This window comes from Fodinicurvata halophila, from assembly GCF_042651425.1.
GTDB lineage: Bacteria > Pseudomonadota > Alphaproteobacteria > Kiloniellales > DSM-21159 > Fodinicurvata > Fodinicurvata halophila.
In genome coordinates, this window is the sequence record NZ_JBHSCW010000003.1 from 640647 (window position 1) to 658061 (window position 17415).

The window sequence follows — 17415 nt, forward strand, 5'->3', positions numbered from 1 at the left end:
AATGCAATTCTCGCGCGTTTCCGTGGACCAGGCAGAAGGGGCCCTGCTGGCGCATTCCCTGAAGCGGGGATCCGTAAACTTCAAGAAGGGGCGGCATCTTTCTGCCGATGATATAGAGCTTCTGCGCACCGCACGAATCGAAGAGATAACGGTTGCGCGGCTCGAGAACGACGATATCCATGAGGATGAGGCCGCAGAGAAGCTCGCGCAGGCCATTGCCGGGGCTGGCACCGACTTGACCACGGCAGTGACTGGTCGTTGTAACATCACCGCTACGATCCACGGTTTGCTGGTTATCGATTCCGATAGCATCAACGCGATCAACAACGTGGATGAAGCACTCACGGTCGCGACCCTTCCAGCCTGGGAACTTGTCGAACCTCAACAGATGCTGGCGACCATCAAGGTCATACCCTATGCGGCGCCCGCGACGGCACTCCAGTCCTGCCAATCCATCTGCTCGGCTGCCGACCAGGCGCCGGTGCGCGTGGTCCCCTTCCAGAGAAAGAAGGTAGGCCTGATCCAGACCAGCGTAGCAGGGATGAAGGAAAGCCTGCTGGACAAGACACAGTCCGCCATCAACCAGCGTCTCAAGCAATTGGGCAGCCCCAACGTGCGGGAAATCCGCTGTGCTCACGATGAGAACGAGGTGGCTGACGCTGTTTCCCGCCTGGCAGCCGAAGATCTGGACATGATCCTGATCTCAGGGGCCTCCGCCATCATCGATCGCAAGGACGTGGTCCCTTCCGCGGTCGTAAGGGGCGGTGGCCGGATCGATCATTTCGGCATGCCGGTCGATCCCGGGAATCTCCTGCTACTCGCCAGCCTGGATGACAAGTCGGTCGTTGGCTTGCCGGGCTGCGCGAGGTCGCCGAAACTGAACGGATTTGACTGGGTGCTGCGGCGCCTCTGTGCCGATCTGCCCGTTCGACGCGAGGATGTCACGGCCATGGGCATTGGCGGGCTTCTCAAGGAAATTCCGTCGCGTCCCCTGCCCCGCAATCAGGCCGTCAATCGAGATGAGACTGCCCACCTGCCAAAGGTCATCGCGCTTGTTCTTGCCGCGGGACAGTCACGCCGCATGGGCAGCAGCAATAAACTTCTTGAGGAAATCGAGGGGCAGACCCTACTTCAGAGATGTGTCGAGACGGCGCTGAATTCGCAAGCCTCGGAGTGTCTTGTTGTAACCGGCCATGAAGCCAAGAATGTCCGCGGCAGCCTCGAGGGGAAGGCGGTTCGTTTCGTTCACAACGAGAGGTACGCCGAAGGGTTGAGCACGTCTCTGCGTGCAGGACTTTCGGCGCTGGAAGAGGGCACTGACGCCGTGATTGTCCTTCTGGGCGACATGCCCGAAGTCGGAAGTGATGTCCTCGACCGCCTGATCGCCACTTACAATCCCGTCGAGGGCCGCGAGATCTGCGTGCCAACCTGGGAGGGCAAGCGCGGAAACCCCGTCTTGATCGGCAAGGAGTTCTTCGCGGAAATCATGGAGATTTCAGGCGACATCGGTGCCCGCCGTTTGCTGGGAGATTACCCTGATCTCGTCGCAGAAGTACCCATGAAGGATGCAGCCGTCCTCACGGACATCGACGCCCCGCAGGACCTGAAAGCCCTTCGCGACGGCGAACTCTGAGAAAACCACGGAAGTCACCCATGAAAAAACCGGCGCCTGAAAAGGCGCCGGTTTCTTCTTGACCAGGAAGGCTTACGCCTTACTGGAAGACAATCTCAACACGACGGTTGAGCTGCTCGCGAACATCAGGTCCGGTCGGGACGGCCGGTTCGGAGAAGCCGCGGCCGGCGACGGAGATCTCGTCGGACGGAACGCCGCGATCGACAAGCCAATCACGGACCGACTCGGCGCGACGCAGGGACAGCGCCATGTTGTACTCGGCTGTACCGACGGTGTCGGTGTGACCCGTCAGAGCATAACCGTCGACATCCTCCATTTCGGCTGTCTCAAGCACGTCGACCAGAGTCTCGGCCGCATCCGGACGAATGTTGGACCGGTCGAAGTCGAAGTAGACCACGAAGGATTCAGGTGCTTCAGGCTCCGGCTCAGGCTCTTCCGCCATCTGTGGTTCGCAGGGATAGGAAGAATCCTGAATCACGGCCTTGCCGCTGGAAGAGCGAATCACGTTCTCCGGTTGGATATTTGTGACGACGTTGCACCAGCCATGCTCGCGGTCATCGACCTGAGCGGAGAGGGCCGGGTTCGCCGCAAAGCCCACTGTAAGGGCGACGGCAGCTGCTGTAGCGAAGCAGGTGTTTCGAAGTAAAGTCATCTTTGGAGGTCCCCCTGGTTGGGTTGATAAACTCGTTTGCTCAGGGTTGCGAGGAACCCCATGCGGACGGATCATACCGAAAATCATGGAGCAACATAACTTCTCATGTCCACTAATGGAAGTTCCATTATTCAAACCACCTGTAGAGTATAGCCATGTGCGACTTTAAAACCACAGGGGCCTGTAACTTCTTTGCACGCTTTAGCACATTCCAGGATCCGGATCACCCAATTCCTCTTGCCTTGAGAGGAGTTAGCAACACATGGGCTCTCCCTCCGAAGCCACGCCAGAGCGTTTCTCAAACCGCTGATGGCGCCCCTGTTATCTTCAGGTAACACTTCACTCCTGCCATGCAACGTGCAGTATGACCTTCATATTTGATTTGTTTCCAAATATTTAGGTGGGCTCTCGTGTATTGTCTAGGTTTCGAAAGGAATTTTCTTAACGCAGCCGACAAATGTCCACCTAAAGACAGTGACATGACGTAACTATAGTTAAGAAACGTTAACCGAGGTTGGCCGGCAAGCAGGGTGCGTATCTTGCTCGCGAGAACAGCGTACTGGAGGAAATTGGCGTCCCCAACGGGACTCGAACCCGTGTCTTCAGCGTGAAAGGCTGATGTCCTAGACCGCTAGACGATGGGGACGCTGTAGACGCGTGGTGAGATAACGATCCATGCCGACAAAAGCAACCCCAGAAACAACAGTTCGGCATTTTTCTAGAGGAACTCCTTTCGCTCCAGGCCGTCTTCAAAGCTTCAATTGCCTTGCGAAAGCTGTATACCTTGCCCCCGCTGCTGCCGATGCGAGAGTGGAGCACCTTCCAATTCGCGCAACAGCTTGCGGCGAATGGCGCGTGCGAAATCCTCGTAGTCCGTGGCCGTGATCAGAAACGCCCCCGTGCCATTGATTACCTGCTCACGATAATAGCGATCGAGGGTGTCGTCTTCATTCAGGATGGCCAGGCCATTGATCGTTACATCCTGGGTGAGCAGCGCTTCACGTTCCGGCGCCAAGGGCTTCCCCTGGTTCGCGCGGCCGTCGCCGGATATGTCGATCACCTGCCTTTGCCCCGTATACGGGCTTGCCCGAAGCATGGCTCCGGCATAGTCAAGCATACTGCCGAGCGCGGTGCTGCCGCGCTCCACATATCGCGGAGTCTGGTCCAACGAATCGGCAAAGGAGTTCGCGCCGTCTGCACCGAAGAGCAAGCTCCAGTCCTGGGCAATGACCTGGCTATCGGCCCCCGACCAGTGAATCATGGCAACAGCGACGCCACGATCCCCGGCTCCGCGAATGGCGGCCTGGACATCGGGATCGCGGAACGCTTGGGCAAATCCGCGCATCTGCAGATCGAACTCCGCATCACTGACGCTGGAGGAGGAGTCCACTGCCAACAGAAGCTGCAGGTCGACATTCTCTGCCGCCAGCGTCATTGTCGGCCTGGCTATCATCAGGAAGCAGATGAACAGCGGCAAGCAGACGAGTTGTCGTAAAAACCTAACCCGGGACATGAAGGTCCAGTGCAGGTTGTGATATGCGACGTTCACGTCGAAGCCTTGGCAGCATCCTCGATATGGAACTGCAAGGCTTCCGCGCCAGCCCAGCTGTCAGGCCTCAGCTTGCCTGCCAAGTGGATGGGAAGATCCTTGCTCGCCTGCAGCATATCACCCAGAGGGCGCCCCACAGACCGAAACGCGATCCCCTTCAACCTGTCCCCTGCTTCCGTCCTGGCAAAAACCCGGAGGTGATCACTGCCGACTACATCAGCCCGCAGGATCTGGACATTGGGAATGGCGAATCGGGGTTCGGGATTGCCGGTTCCATAAGGGGCGAGTTGCTCGAGTGATTGATAGAATTCGTAATGGGATGCCCGATACTGGAGTGTCCCATCCAATTTGAGTGTCGGCTGGTACGAGATGTCGAAGAGAACGTGCCCGATTCGATCGGACATGAACGCGTGCAACTCATCCAGGCGATCCCGATCAACGGTCAGTCCGGCCGCCATGGCATGCCCTCCACCATTGATCAGCAGCCCCTGCTGCCTGGCCGCAAGCACGAGCGCCCCCAGGTCCACTCCACGCACGGAGCGCCCGGAGCCTTTTCCAACCCCCTCCTCGTCAAATGAAATGACAAGGGCAGGCCGATCAAAGCGCTCCTTGAGACGACTCGCCACAATGCCGATCACGCCGGGGTGCCAATCCTGCCCTACAGCCAAGACTAGATCGCCGGGACTGCCCTGCGCCTCGATCTGCAGAATGGCCTCTTCAAGCACTTGCGCTTCGATGTCCCGGCGTTCGCTATTGTAGCCATCCAGGCGCTGTGCCAAAGACCAGGCCCGCGAGGCATCCTTGGAGGTCAAAAGCTCCGCCCCCAAGGAGGATTCGCCGACTCGTCCGCCGGCATTGACTCGCGGACCCAGGATGAACCCCAGATGATGCGCGTTGGGCATGTCATCCACTCGGGCGACATCGGAGAGGGCCTGCAGGCCGATATTGCGTCGCTGGGCAAGCACCTTGAGTCCCTGCGTCACGAAGGCGCGGTTGAGACCGGTCAGGGGAACCACATCACAGACGGTCCCAAGTGCCACCAGATCCAGGAGGCGGATCAGGTCCGGCTCCTGCACCCCCTGCTCCCGATACCATCCGTCGGCGCGCAGGGCCCGGTTCAACGCCACAAGCAACAGGAAGGTCACCCCCACAGCAGCCAGGTGCCCAAGTCCGCTGGAATCATCCAGACGGTTCGGATTCACCACCGCCACTGCCGATGGCAATTTCGTTTCCGCAACGTGATGGTCCACCACGATCACGTCCAATCCCTGCTGTGCCGCGAATTCCAACGGTTCATAGGCGGTAATGCCGCAATCGACGGTCACGACCAGACTCGCACCCTTCTGCGCCAGTGTCAGAAAGGCCTCGCTGTTCGGACCATATCCTTCGCGGATCCTGTCTGGAATATAAACCTCGAGCGGACGTCCTATGGCCTCGAGGAACAGCTTCAGAAGAGAGCTTGAAGTTGCACCGTCGACATCGTAGTCCCCGAAGACAGCGATTTTCTCCTCGCGCTGGATCGCCCGTTTCAAACGTTCAACCGCCCTATCCATGTCCCGCAAGCAAAGCGGATCGGGAATCATCTCGCGGAGAGTGGGTGCCAGGAATTGTTCAGCCTGTTCGAAATCAATGCCGCGCGAGGCCAGGATTCGTCCAACAGCATCGGGGACACCCAATCTCTGGCTTAATGCCAGGGACAGCCGTTCATCGCATTCGCGCAACAGCCAGCGTTTTCCGGTACAGGACTGTTGGACCCCCAGAAAGCACTGTGTTTGCGGCGCCTGCAATTCCACCTCGCTGCCTCAAAGTCCGGCCATGGTTTCGTACCAGGTCTTGCGGGTAAAATTGTGACGGGTTTCGACAAAGCGTATTGTTCCGCTCTTGGAGCGCATGACCAGGGAATGGGTGATCGCTCCCCCTGGCTGGCGTCGCACTCCACGCAGCATCGAGCCGTCGGTAACGCCCGTGGCCGCGAACATGACTTCTCCGCCCGCCAGGTCATCCAGGTTGTACTTGCGATCCATGTCGGTGATCCCCCAGCGCTTGGCGCGGGCCCGCTCGTCATCATTGCGAAAGGTCAGCCGGCCCTGGAACTGGCCACCAATGCAACGCAGCGCCGCGGCAGCCAGCACGCCCTCCGGAGCACCACCGCTGCCCATGTACATGTCCACACCGCTTTCCGCCTGGCTGGTCGCGATCACACCGGAGACGTCGCCGTCCCCGATCAGCATGATGCGTGCTCCTGCTTCGCGAACCTTGGCGATCAGCTCTGCGTGACGCGGACGATCGAGAATGCACACCACGAGATCATCCACATCCATCTTCTTTGCCTGGGCCAGCGCCTTCAGGTTCTCCGCCGGCGTCGCGTCGAGGTCGATCAGGTCTTCGGGCAGGTCGCCGCCGATGGCGATCTTGTCCATGTAGACGTCCGGTGCATTGAGGAAGCCGCCTTCCTCCGCCATCGCCACCACAGTCAGGGCATTTGGCCCGCCCTTGGCCGTAATCGTAGTGCCCTCCAGGGGATCGAGCGCGATGTCCACCCGGGGTCCTCCCGACCCCACCTTCTCTCCGATATACAGCATCGGGGCCTCATCGCGTTCGCCCTCCCCGATCACCACCGTTCCATCGATGGTCATCGAATTCAGGCCCGCCCGCATGGCATTGACCGCCTGGGTGTCTGCAGCCTTCTCGTCGCCCCGCCCCATGAGCTTCGAGGCAGCCAGCGCCGCCAGCTCCGTTACGCGCACAACCTCCAGAGCCAGGTTGCGATCCATTACACTCTTACTGTCCGTCGCGGCCATTTCCCGGTTCCCTATAATCTTGTCCTCGAGTGGTTGTCCTCAGCTACTCTCTATGCGGATGAAACGTGGCTCCTGAAGGCAACTGTCCAGTTCCTCGATCCTGTTGAGGGCGCGCAACACCTGTGCTTCTCCGGTCTCGTGCGTGACGATCACGAGAGGGACCGCTTCTCCCGGCGCCCGGCCCCGCTGAAGAAGGGCCTCGACGGAAATCTCCTCGTCGCGCAGCGCCGTGGCAATATCCGCAATGACACCAGGCCGGTCGACCACCAGCAAGCGCAGGAAATAGGCACCAAAGTGCGCATCGCTCTCCAATGGCACCGCCCGCTCCAGCTTGTCCGCCGGCACGGCAAAGGGGGGCAATTTCAAGCCGCGCGCGATGTCGATGAGATCGGCTACGACCGCAGACGCCGTTGGACCTTCTCCCGCCCCGGCCCCTTCGATCATGATGGGACCGGAAAAATCACCCTCCGCCAGCACCGCATTGAAAACCCCATCAACCTGCGACAGAGGGTTATCCAGTGGCACCATGCACGGATGAACGCGCTGCTCGATCTGGCCGTTCTTGCGGCGCGCCATGCCGAGCAGCTTGATGCGGTACCCCAGTTCCTCGGCATAGGCGATATCCATTGAGGAAATGCTGCGGATGCCCTCCATCTGTATGGAGTCGAAATCGACCTCTGTTCCGAAGGCCAATGCCGTCAGCAAGGCCAGCTTGTGCGCGGCATCGATCCCGTCCACATCGAAGCTCGGATCCGCTTCCGCGTAGCCGAGTTTCTGGGCTTCCGCCAGAACCTCGCCGAATTCGCGCCCCGTATCCCGCATCGTGCTGAGGATATAGTTGCAGGTGCCGTTCAGGATGCCGTGAATTCGCACGAACTGGTTCGCGGCCAAGCCTTCCCGCAAGACCTTGATAGCCGGAATACCGCCAGCCACGGCAGCTTCGTAGGCCAATGCAGCCTGATTTGATTCCGCCAGCCGTGCCAATTCGGTTCCATGGTGTGCCATCATCGCCTTGTTGGCCGTTACCACCGACTTGCCCTGCTCCAGGGCTGTACGCACGATATCAAGCGCAATCCCGTCCGAGCCACCGACCAGTTCAACGATGATATCCAGATCCTCCTCCGCAGCCATCGCGAGGGGATCGTCATACCAGCGCACGCCTTCCAGGCTCAGACCGCGATCCTTGCGGCGATCTCGTGCAGAAACGGCGGACACAACCAAAGGCCTGCCCGTCCGCTCCGCCAGAACCGTTCCGTTTTCTTCGATAAGTCTTACCACCCCGCTCCCGACGGTGCCCAGACCTGCAATTCCAAGCTTGAGTGATGCTGTCACAATACCAACTTCCAAAAGTTCTGTTCGTCATTAACTGTTCTGATGCGCGCAACGCCACCGGAGAGGTTTCCGACCTCGCGAAACCTTCAGCTCCGGCAGCCCATATCTGACCGCCTCGCGTTGCTGTCCTTGTGTCAGTACAGAAGGAAAATCTCCACCCTTCTGTTGCCCGCCTCACCGGTTGGCATGAATTCGGCATAAACACGCTCATCAATTCCACGCGCTTCCACCTCGATGGCAGAAGACCGGAGTCCCGCCTGCCGCAGGGCTTGAGCCACCGACTCGGCCCGCTTGCGCGACATTGCCTGGTTGACCCGCTGGAAATCTTCTACATCCATGGTCGGCGTATGGGCTGAAGCATGTCCCACAACCCGGACCCGTGCACCCTCCTGATCCGCCGCCTGCGCGATCTGCGAGATGATAGTGTGGTCCCGACTGTCCAGAGCCTGGGATCCATGCCGGAAATAGATCACTCCGGCCAATTCGGTTGTCTCCGCCCCCTGCATCACCTCCTGAGTCCGCGCGCTGCCAGTCACCACATCCTCGTTCACCGTGATCTGGGCCAGTTGGACGCCTGTGAACTCCGGCTCACTGGAAGCGAGCCGTCCTGCCAGGTCGTTCCCTGTCTTGCGATCGAGATAGGAGGTGTTGTCAGAGTCGACGTCATGCTCGCCAGGCTGATCTGACGACGGAGTTTCTTGCGGCTGCTCAATTCTCGAGCGCTCGTGATCCTCCTGCAAGCTGCGGCGAAGTCTCTCGCGCTCTTGTTCGGGCGTGGGACTGGGACGTTCCATGGGGACGGTTGAAAGATTCGGAATAGTACCGCCTTCCAGTTCCTCCTCATCCACCTGGACCCGCTCCGGCATGGGCTCTTCCTCGAAAAACTCGCTGTAGGTCTGCTCAACGCTGCTACAGGCCGCAAGCAGAGGAAGAACCACGGCCACGGCCGTCATCGTCAAACAGGAGGCAGGCCACCGCGCTCGTTTGCTTGTCGGAATGCCCTGCGTTACGGAATCTGCGCTGTCTCGACGCATATCAACTCCTGTTTTCATCTGGGCGCCTGCAACAATATGAGAATTTGTTACCCTGACGCGTAAGCAAGAGCAAGGTAAGTCGGAAATCCGCACTGGCCATTGCCTTTCCTCATACACACTTAAGGCATCAGTAATCTGCCAATCGATCAAGGAGGCCACAGCATGACCGACCAGAATGAAGGCGAGGTCAAGGTTCCCGATCCGGTACAAATGTCCAGGAACATGGCCGATATTGCGGAACGCAGTAGCAAGATCGTCAATGACTTCCTGCAGCGTCAGGCCCAGCAAGCCCCCAATACCCAGGTCGACCCCTTCAATATCGGCCAGGCCTTTTTCGACATGACGTCGCGGATGATGTCGAACCCGGCCAAGATTGCTGAAGCCCAGATGGAACTTTGGCAGCAGTATCTTCAGCTGTGGCAGTCCACGGCTCAGCGGATGATGGGCGATGAAAGCGATCCCGTGGTCACGCCCGAGCGCGGTGACCGGCGCTTCAAGGATCCGTCCTGGGAGGAGAACCAGCTGTTTGACTTCATCAAGCAGTCCTATCTTCTGACGGCACGCTGGATCCAGGAACAGGTGCACGAAGTCGAGGGCATGGACGACAAGACGGCCCAGAAGGTCGATTTCTATACGCGCCAGTTTGTCGACGCCCTCGCGCCCAGCAACTTCGTAATGACCAATCCGGAGGTTCTGCGAACCACCCTGGAAAGCGGCGGTGAGAACCTGGTCAACGGGTTACAGAACCTGTTGGACGACCTGGAACGCGGAAAAGGCCAGCTCGCCATCAGCATGACCGACCGCGAGGCCTTCGAGGTCGGAGGCAACATTGCCATCACGCCGGGCAAGGTCATCTATCAGAATGAACTGATGCAGCTGATCCAGTACGAGCCGGCGACGGAGAATGTTCACAAGGCGCCACTGCTCATTATCCCGCCGTGGATCAACAAGTACTACATACTCGATCTTCGCGAGAAGAATTCCTTCGTGAAGTGGGCCGTCGAACAGGGCCTCACCGTCTTTGTCATTTCCTGGGTCAATCCAGACGAGAAACTCGCGGCAAAGACTTTCGAGGATTACATGACCCAAGGTTTCTTCGAAGCCTTTGACGCCATGACAGAGGCAACAGGCGAGAAGGAGGCCAATGTCATCGGCTATTGCCTTGGAGGAACGCTGCTGGCCGCCTCCATGGCCTACCTGCACGCCAAGAAGCCCGAGGATCCCGGCCCGGACCCGGAGCAGATCAAGAGCACCACCTTCTTCACGGCCATGACCGATTTTTCGGAGGCCGGGGAACTGGGCGTCTTCATCGACGAAGCACAGTTGAATGCGCTGGAAGAGAAGATGCAGGAGAAGGGCTACCTGGAAGGCTCGGCCATGGCGAACACCTTCAACATGCTGCGCGCCAACGACCTGATCTGGTCCTTCGTTATCAACAACTACCTGCTCGGCAAGGACCCCTTTCCCTTCGACCTGCTGTACTGGAACAGCGATTCCACGCGCATGCCCGCGACCATGCATTCCTTCTACCTCCGTCGCATGTACCAGGAAAACAAGCTGATCGAACCGGGCGGCATCACACTCAAGGGCGTGCCCATCGACCTGAGCGCGATCAAGACACCGTCATTCATGCTGTCCGCGCGCGAAGACCACATAGCCCCCTGGAAAGGCACCTATGCCCTTACCCAATTCGCCAAGGGGCCGGTCAAGTTCATTCTGGCTGCCTCTGGACATATAGCCGGCGTCATAAATCCGCCCGCTTCCGGCAAATACTGCTATTGGACCAACAGCCGCAATCCCAAGAACCCGGAGACCTGGCTGAAGAATGCAGAAGAACACCCCGGCTCGTGGTGGCCGGAATGGTACAGGTGGATTGCGCGCAAAAGCGGTCCGAAGAAAACGCCGGCCCGCACACCGGGCGGCGGCAAACTGAAGCCAATCGAGGAGGCACCAGGATCCTATGTTCGCGTCAAGGCTGAATAACAGCCATCCCCGAGGCCGATGGACAGCCGTCATTGCCTTCCTGGCCGGCATTATGCTTCCCGCAACGGGCCATGCCACGGATGTGGAACGCTTCGACGAGATGGTCGAGACCGGGGGATGGCTCTGCGAGGAAGCACCGGCCCGGGAATGCATCGACCACGGCTGGAACTACGCGGACAGGAACGGTGACGGTCGCCTCGATAAAGGCGAGCTGCAGACCCTGCGCCAGGAACTCAACAGTTGGGCGGAATGGAAGAAAGAGCGCCTTTCCGGAAAGGATCGGACGCGGCTTTCTATCGGTCGGGCCATTGCCAATTCACTCAAACTGGATGACCTGATCGACAGCTACGATGAAGATGGGAGTGGCGCAATCACACGGGCTGAATTGCTGGCCGATATCGAACTCGACGAGCGCCCCCTGCCCGACATCCTGGCCGACAAGGAGGCTACGGACTGGGAGGCTATAGGCAACAGGCTGGGTCCCTTCGGGTCCCTGTTGGGTAGCCTGGGCGCTCCCTGATCGTCGCTGTCAGATAATGAACTGATCGTTCAGTGCGCTGGTGAGATCGTCGGCGAAGGACGCGCCTTTCCGGATGATCGGCACGGCGGAGGGCAGGTATTTCAAGCTGTCGTGCTCGCGGGCATAGGAGGTAATGAGGGCCATCCCGGTGTTCCGTGTCTGCGGCATGGCTTTCAAGCCTGCAGCAAGGTCCACACCGGAGAGATCGGCAAGAACTGCGGAGATGATAACCAGGTCCGGCTGGGTCCGGACGATCATTTCCAGTGCGTGGAAGGGTGTCGAAACCGACGTGACACGGTAACCGCATTCCGAAATTTCACGCTCGATCATGCGTCGGACGACCCCCCGGTCCATGACCAGAAGCACCTCAATCTCGCAGACCGCCATATCCTCAGCATCGAACCCGCGCCGCGGCGGCAGGCGACGCACGAGATGAGCCGCGCTTTCTCCCCCAACGCCCCCGTTATCCAGCAGCTCCGTGAGGACATCCAGATAGATCTCGATATCGTTGAGATGCCGCTCGTAGGGTTCGTCCACGGCTTCAAGATAGTCCTCGAGCCGGTGCGCTGCGATTCCGAGAAGAGACAGGTTCAGGCTGCCGGCACCGCCCTTCAGGTCCAGGGAAAGTCGGTGGACACGCTCCAGCACAGGCCGCATGGAACGTTGTTCCCCATGAACCTTGCCGATTTCGCGAACGATCGCGGTAATTTCATCCAGCCCATCGGCCAGAAATTCACTCTTGTGAGCGGCCATTCCATCCGCTGCGATGGACTTGGCCGTACGTTCCTTGACCTCTGTCATGCCTGACACCCGGTGTGGATATTCCTGACGACAGGCAATATAAAGGGGCAGGTCTTTGCAATCGGTTAACGGATGCGACGATCCTCAGCTTCGATAGCTCGCGGCTAGTTTCGCGTACTGATCTGCTGAGTATGCAAAGTACTCCAGTTCCTCTTCGCGCAACTGACGCTGCAGCTTAGCCGGCGTGCCGGCCCAGAGTTCGTGCTTCGGCACACGCTTGCCCGGTGTGACCACGGCACCGGCCGCAACCATGGCCCGGCTCTCCACCACGGCATCATCCATGACCACAGAACGCATGCCGATGAAGCAGTCATCCTCCAGCTTGCAAGCATGAATCAGGGCCATGTGCCCGATGGTGATATTGTCCCCGATATGGGTCGGCATGCCACCCCCCGTTTCGCGGTAATCCCCGTTCGGATCATGGTTGCAGTGCACGATGGTTCCATCCTGGACATTGGTATTGCGCCCCACCCGGATGGCATTGACGTCACCGCGCAATACACAGCCGTACCAGATGGACGAGGCGGGCCCGATCTCGACATCGCCGATGATCACAGCGGTCTCCGCAATGAAGGCGTCGGGGTCGATGCGCGGCTCCATGCCCCTGTAGGGAAGAATCGTTGCCATTTGTCACTCCATCATTTGCATCTTCAGTCGTCAGGGGAACAGCGGCTGCTGCTCCAGGCCCATGGTTTCCGGCAGGCCGAACATGAGGTTCATGTTCTGGATGGCTTGCCCACTGGAACCCTTCACCAGATTGTCGATCGTGGCAATAACGATGGCGCGGCCGGGGATGCGATCGGCAAAGACACCAATCAGGCAGAAATTGGACCCGCGGACATGACGCGTTGCCGGCGTCGCCCCTTCGGGCAGGACGCGCACGAAAGGTTCGTCCTTGTAGCGTTCCGCCAAGGTGGAGCGCAGTGTGGCGACATCAGTGCCTTGCGCCATCTTTACATAGCAGGTGACCAGTTCCCCTCGGTTCATGGGGACAAGATGCGGCGTGAAGTTGACGTTGACCTCCTGTCGGAAGGCGTTGCCGACCTCCTGTTCGATTTCCGGTGAATGACGATGCCGAGAAACGCTGTAGGGATGCATGCCCTCGGCAACCTCAGAGAAGAGCGTCGCTTCCTTGACCGCTCGTCCGGCCCCGGTCACGCCGGACTTGGCGTCCACGATCAGGTCATCGGGCAGAATCACCTGTTTCTGCGCCAACGGCACAAGCGCCAGCAGCGTTGCCGTTGGATAGCAGCCAGGACAGGCAACCAGTCGTGCTTTGTGAATGGGCTCGCGATTCAGTTCGCTTAGCCCATAGACTGCCTCCTTCTGCAAATGAGGCGCCCTGTGTTCGTGACCGTACCACTCGGCATAGGTGTCGGGATTGCGCAGGCGGAAATCGGCGGACAGATCAACGACCTTCACCTTGTCTGGCAGGGTCGCGATGATCTCCTGGGTCGTGCCGTGCGGCAGGCCACAGAATACCACGTCCAGGTCACTCCAGTCCGCGTCCTCCCACTTGATGAGATCCGGCAGATTCAGTCCGCCCAAGTGCGGATAGACTTCCGCCATGGGCTTGCCGGCGTGGGAATTCGCCGTCATCAGGTTGATGGAAACTCCTGTATGCGTGGCCAGAAGCCGGACCAGATCCGCCCCGGTATAGCCACTGGCGCCGAGAATGCCGGCGCGAACGATATCCCTCATGATACGATGACCCTGCTTTTTGGTGTGAATGCAAAAAGGGCGGCCACTTGGGGCCGCCCTTCTCTATACCTGCTTTGCATCCGGCAAACACCGGAATGGGACGGCCTCAGCGCTTGGAGAACTGGAAGCTGCGGCGCGCCTTCGCTCGCCCGTATTTCTTGCGCTCGACCTCGCGGCTGTCGCGGGTCAGGAAACCGCCCTGCTTGAGAATAGGACGCAAGCCCGGCTCGTAGTAGGTCAGAGCGCGCGAGATACCATGGCGCACGGCCCCGGCCTGTCCGGACAGGCCACCGCCGACAACGGTGCAGATCACATCGAACTGTCCCAAGCGATCGGTGACCTGGAAGGGCTGGTTCAGCAGCATGCGCAGCACTGGACGCGCGAAGTAGGTCTCAACAGGGCGCCTGTTCACCGTGATCTTGCCACTGCCGGGCTTGATCCATACGCGGGCAATGGCGTTCTTGCGGCGACCAGTGGCATACGAACGTCCCTGCGCGTCGATCTTCGGCTCGGCCTGAACCTCTTCCACGGCTGCGGGACCGCCTTCGCTCAGTTGATCCAGGGAGGTCAAGGTCTGTGTTTCTTCAGCCATGGGATCAGACCCTCTTGTTCTTGGAATTCATCGCGGCGATATCGAGCACTTCCGGCTGCTGGGCCTCATGGGGATGCTCGGTACCGGCATACACACGCAGCTTGCGCAACTGCTCGCGGCCAAGCGGCCCGCTCGGCACCATGCGCTCGACGGCCTTGTAGATCACACGTTCGGGAAAGCGCCCCTCCAGGGTCTCTCCCATAGTGCGATGCTTGATGCCCCCGGGATAGCCCGTGTGCCAGTAGAACCGGCGATCACTGTGCTTCTTGCCGGTAAGCTTCACCTTTTCGGCGTTGATGACGATGACATGGTCGCCGGTGTCGACATGTGGTGTGTAGATCGCCTTGTGCTTGCCCCGAAGAATGTTGGCGACACGGCTCGCAAGCCGGCCCAGGACAATGTCTTCAGCGTCGATCACATACCACTTCTTTTCGACCTCGGCCGGTTTGGCGGAGTAGGTCTTCATGGCAGCCTTCATTCATTCGACTGGAGGAATATCGTACAACAGGAGTATCCCTGTGCGTTTGTGCGGCTTCTAAGCGCACATAGACCTGTTGTCAATTCCCAAAAAGCCCTGAAAACGCGCATGTTAGCATAGTGGTAAAATAATACCCTATTTTTTAGAGGCCAAACATGCCTAGAGAGTCACGGGTTTGGCTCCTTGTTTCTGGCAAAGTGGTGAGTCTACTCGGCAGCCTGGCTGGCGGAACTGTTCAACATCTCAACCATCTGCCGGCCAAGCGGCTCCGCGGATGGCGGATTCTGGCCGGTCAGAAGATTGCCGTCCTTCACCACGATCGGCCTGAAGTTATCGGCGCCACGGAAGTTTGCCCCCTGTTCGCGCAGACGCGTTTCCAGGAGAAAGGGAACGACTTTGTCAAGTTCCACCGCACGCTCCTCCGCATCGGTGAAGGAATTGACCTCACGCCCTTTCACAAGGGGGGAACCGTCCGAGAGCCTGGCCGCCAGAAGTCCGGCCGCTCCATGGCAAATTGAGGCCAGAATGCGGTCTGACTCGAAGCTCTCCGCCAAAAGCCTGCCCAGGGCTTCATTCTCGGGAAAATCCCACATCGTCCCATGCCCGCCGGGCAGATAAACCGCCGCATATTCGGAGGCCGCCACCTCCGAAACAGGTTTCGTACTAGCGAGCCTCGTCTGCGCGTCGTCATTGTCCAGAAAGCGTTCGACAGAGGGCGCATTCTCACCTCTTGCCTTCTGGCTGCCGGGATCTATCGGTGCCTTGCCACCGCGGATCGAGGCGATCTCTACCTCGTAGCCAGCATCGCGCAGCAGGTAATAGGGTGTGGAAAGCTCCTCGAAATGAAAGCCCGTCGGCTTGCCCGTCTCACCAAGACTGTCATTCGAGGTAACGACAAAAAGCACCTTTGTCTTGCTCGCCATCGTCTTCTTCCTTTCCTGTCCGCTCGCACCTCCCCAACGGCATTGAAGGTGCCCTTGAAGTGCAGCGGTCCGTTTACTCGCAACAGAGATGGTGCATAAAGTCGCGCCAGCCAACCACCGAGGACAAGCGAACCGAAAAGCCTCACAGGTAATCCCGACGCACCAGGAAATACGACACCCTCACTCCCGGTCCGGGGGAATGGAATAGGTGGCCGTGCAATGTGCGACGACCTCTTCGGGTCCCAGCGCCTCGCTGGTCAACAAGACCTCGCCATAAGCCAGGCGCTTGCCGCACTTGAGCAACCGGCAATCCGCGAGGACATCCCCGACTTCCGGTTTGCGCAGGAAATTGATCGAAAGATTCGTGGTAACCGCCAGCTCGACCCGTCCTATCGCGCCAAGCACTGCGATATACATGGCGTAATCCGCGAGCGTCATCATGGATGGACCACTGATGGTGCCACCAGGACGCAGCAAGTCTTCCGTGCCCGGAAGCCGCAGGCGTGCGGTGCCGTCACCAACCTCCTCCACCTTCAGGCCCAGCTGCTGAACCCAGGTCAGTCCGGCCGATATCTCATTGACTTCATCGAGCGTGATCCGCCCCTGTGCCATCTTCCCCTCCGCGACAGTCGAGCTTCCCGCAAGCATTCCTGCTTGCCACGACTCCTGCAAGCAAAGCAGATTTTTAAGGGTCGCTTTCGAAGACTTGTGCCCGACAGGAGGCCTCATCTGACGTCATTGCCACAGTTCCGTGTCGCATTCGTTGTGTTGGGAATGTTGCTCGTGACCTCCTGTGCAGGCCCGCAGCCCGAGCCTGCCAGGCAGGCACCACCCACCAGCAACGCCCTCTTCAACGGCGTTCCCATATCCGAACTGTCTCGGGACAGTGATGTCTGCCGAGCGGCCTTTTCCCTCAGTCATGTCGAAGGCAGGCTGCTGGATCACGAGCGTCCGCAAGGCGGCTGTGGCATCGCCAACGGCGTAGAGGTCACACGCACTTCGGTCCGCCTAAACCAGAGCTTCCAGTCCAGCTGCAAGCTGGCAGCGACCTTCTCGGTCTTTGAAGATACTGTTCTGCAGCCCGCCGCGAAGCGACATTTCGGCCAGAGCGTTACGCGCATCGACCACTGGGGCACCTACGCCTGCCGCAACCGGAACAACCGCCAGGCCGGTTCACGCAGCGAGCACGCACTCGCCAATGCAATCGATATTGCCGGCTTTCAGATGGCGGACGGAGAAACGGTCACGGTCAGGCACCACTGGAATGCCGGTGGCCGCAAGGAAGCCTTCCTGCGGGATGTCCATCGCGGCGCCTGCAAGCTGTTCCAGGGTGTCATCGGCCCAGACGGGGATCGCCACCACCACGACCATTTTCATTTCGACATGGGGCGCTGGAGGTTCTGCCGGTAAAGCGGC

17 protein-coding genes and 1 tRNA gene are annotated in these 17415 nt (G+C 59.3%); 4 read left to right on the plus strand and 14 right to left on the minus strand.

Features of this window, described 5'->3' with window-relative positions; all coding sequences use genetic code 11:
* The first annotated feature begins 1 nt into the window (after position 1).
* Entirely contained in the window at positions 2–1633 is a 1632-nt protein-coding gene (locus ACFOW6_RS07820) for an NTP transferase domain-containing protein (protein WP_382421779.1), read from the plus strand.
* A 79-nt stretch (positions 1634–1712) separates the two neighbouring features.
* Here the strand turns inward: ACFOW6_RS07820 and ACFOW6_RS07825 are convergent, their stop codons facing one another.
* The 7 genes from ACFOW6_RS07825 to ACFOW6_RS07855 all read right to left on the minus strand — a co-directional run bounded on the left by ACFOW6_RS07825 (position 1713) and on the right by ACFOW6_RS07855 (position 8911).
* Positions 1713–2285 carry an OmpA family protein gene (locus ACFOW6_RS07825; RefSeq protein ID WP_382421780.1) on the minus strand — a complete coding sequence of 191 codons (573 nt, stop codon included), beginning with the start codon at positions 2283–2285 and terminating at the stop codon, positions 1713–1715.
* A gap of 570 nt (positions 2286–2855) precedes the next feature.
* Positions 2856–2931: transfer RNA gene (locus ACFOW6_RS07830), tRNA-Glu, on the minus strand.
* A gap of 111 nt (positions 2932–3042) precedes the next feature.
* Positions 3043–3720: a DUF1194 domain-containing protein gene (locus ACFOW6_RS07835; RefSeq protein ID WP_382421781.1), complete on the minus strand. Its 678-nt coding sequence runs from the start codon at positions 3718–3720 to the stop codon at positions 3043–3045.
* 110 nt (positions 3721–3830) lie between these two features.
* A complete protein-coding gene (gene recJ / locus ACFOW6_RS07840) occupies positions 3831–5555 on the minus strand; it encodes a single-stranded-DNA-specific exonuclease RecJ (protein WP_382421782.1) in 1725 nt (574 codons plus the stop codon).
* A gap of 81 nt (positions 5556–5636) precedes the next feature.
* A complete protein-coding gene (glpX, locus tag ACFOW6_RS07845; protein WP_382421783.1) occupies positions 5637–6608 on the minus strand; it encodes a class II fructose-bisphosphatase in 972 nt (323 codons plus the stop codon).
* A 66-nt stretch (positions 6609–6674) separates the two neighbouring features.
* Entirely contained in the window at positions 6675–7967 is a 1293-nt protein-coding gene (locus tag ACFOW6_RS07850; RefSeq protein ID WP_382421784.1) for a homoserine dehydrogenase, read from the minus strand.
* 134 nt (positions 7968–8101) lie between these two features.
* Positions 8102–8911 carry an OmpA family protein gene (locus ACFOW6_RS07855; protein ID WP_382421785.1) on the minus strand — a complete coding sequence of 270 codons (810 nt, stop codon included), beginning with the start codon at positions 8909–8911 and terminating at the stop codon, positions 8102–8104.
* 252 nt (positions 8912–9163) lie between these two features.
* Between ACFOW6_RS07855 and ACFOW6_RS07860 the strand changes: the two genes are divergently transcribed.
* Together ACFOW6_RS07860 and ACFOW6_RS07865 are read left to right on the plus strand one after the other, a co-directional pair.
* Positions 9164–10984: a PHA/PHB synthase family protein gene (locus tag ACFOW6_RS07860; protein WP_382421786.1), complete on the plus strand. Its 1821-nt coding sequence runs from the start codon at positions 9164–9166 to the stop codon at positions 10982–10984.
* Positions 10985–11036: 52 nt separating this feature from the next.
* Entirely contained in the window at positions 11037–11504 is a 468-nt protein-coding gene (locus ACFOW6_RS07865; protein ID WP_382421787.1) for a hypothetical protein, read from the plus strand.
* A gap of 9 nt (positions 11505–11513) precedes the next feature.
* Here the strand turns inward: ACFOW6_RS07865 and ACFOW6_RS07870 are convergent, their stop codons facing one another.
* The 7 genes from ACFOW6_RS07870 to ACFOW6_RS07900 form a co-directional block, all read right to left on the minus strand.
* A complete protein-coding gene (locus tag ACFOW6_RS07870) occupies positions 11514–12305 on the minus strand; it encodes a response regulator (protein ID WP_382421788.1) in 792 nt (263 codons plus the stop codon).
* Positions 12306–12389: 84 nt separating this feature from the next.
* On the minus strand, positions 12390–12932 hold the full coding sequence (locus tag ACFOW6_RS07875) for a gamma carbonic anhydrase family protein (protein WP_382421789.1): 543 nt from the start codon (positions 12930–12932) through the stop codon (positions 12390–12392).
* Between the two features lie 30 nt (positions 12933–12962).
* Positions 12963–14006, minus strand: a complete 1044-nt coding sequence (gene argC, locus ACFOW6_RS07880; protein ID WP_382421790.1) for an N-acetyl-gamma-glutamyl-phosphate reductase — start codon at positions 14004–14006, stop codon at positions 12963–12965.
* 106 nt (positions 14007–14112) lie between these two features.
* Positions 14113–14598: a 30S ribosomal protein S9 gene (gene rpsI / locus ACFOW6_RS07885; RefSeq protein WP_382421791.1), complete on the minus strand. Its 486-nt coding sequence runs from the start codon at positions 14596–14598 to the stop codon at positions 14113–14115.
* 4 nt (positions 14599–14602) lie between these two features.
* Positions 14603–15064, minus strand: a complete 462-nt coding sequence (gene rplM / locus ACFOW6_RS07890) for a 50S ribosomal protein L13 (RefSeq protein ID WP_382421792.1) — start codon at positions 15062–15064, stop codon at positions 14603–14605.
* A 218-nt stretch (positions 15065–15282) separates the two neighbouring features.
* Positions 15283–15999: a type 1 glutamine amidotransferase domain-containing protein gene (locus tag ACFOW6_RS07895; protein WP_382421793.1), complete on the minus strand. Its 717-nt coding sequence runs from the start codon at positions 15997–15999 to the stop codon at positions 15283–15285.
* Between the two features lie 180 nt (positions 16000–16179).
* The gene (locus tag ACFOW6_RS07900; RefSeq protein WP_382421794.1) at positions 16180–16611 is read right to left on the minus strand and encodes a PaaI family thioesterase; all 432 of its coding nucleotides are present in this window, start codon (positions 16609–16611) and stop codon (positions 16180–16182) included.
* 171 nt (positions 16612–16782) lie between these two features.
* Here ACFOW6_RS07900 and ACFOW6_RS07905 point away from each other — a divergent pair, with 171 nt between their 5' ends.
* Positions 16783–17409, plus strand: a complete 627-nt coding sequence (locus ACFOW6_RS07905; RefSeq protein WP_382421795.1) for an extensin-like domain-containing protein — start codon at positions 16783–16785, stop codon at positions 17407–17409.
* Positions 17410–17415 lie beyond the last annotated feature (6 nt).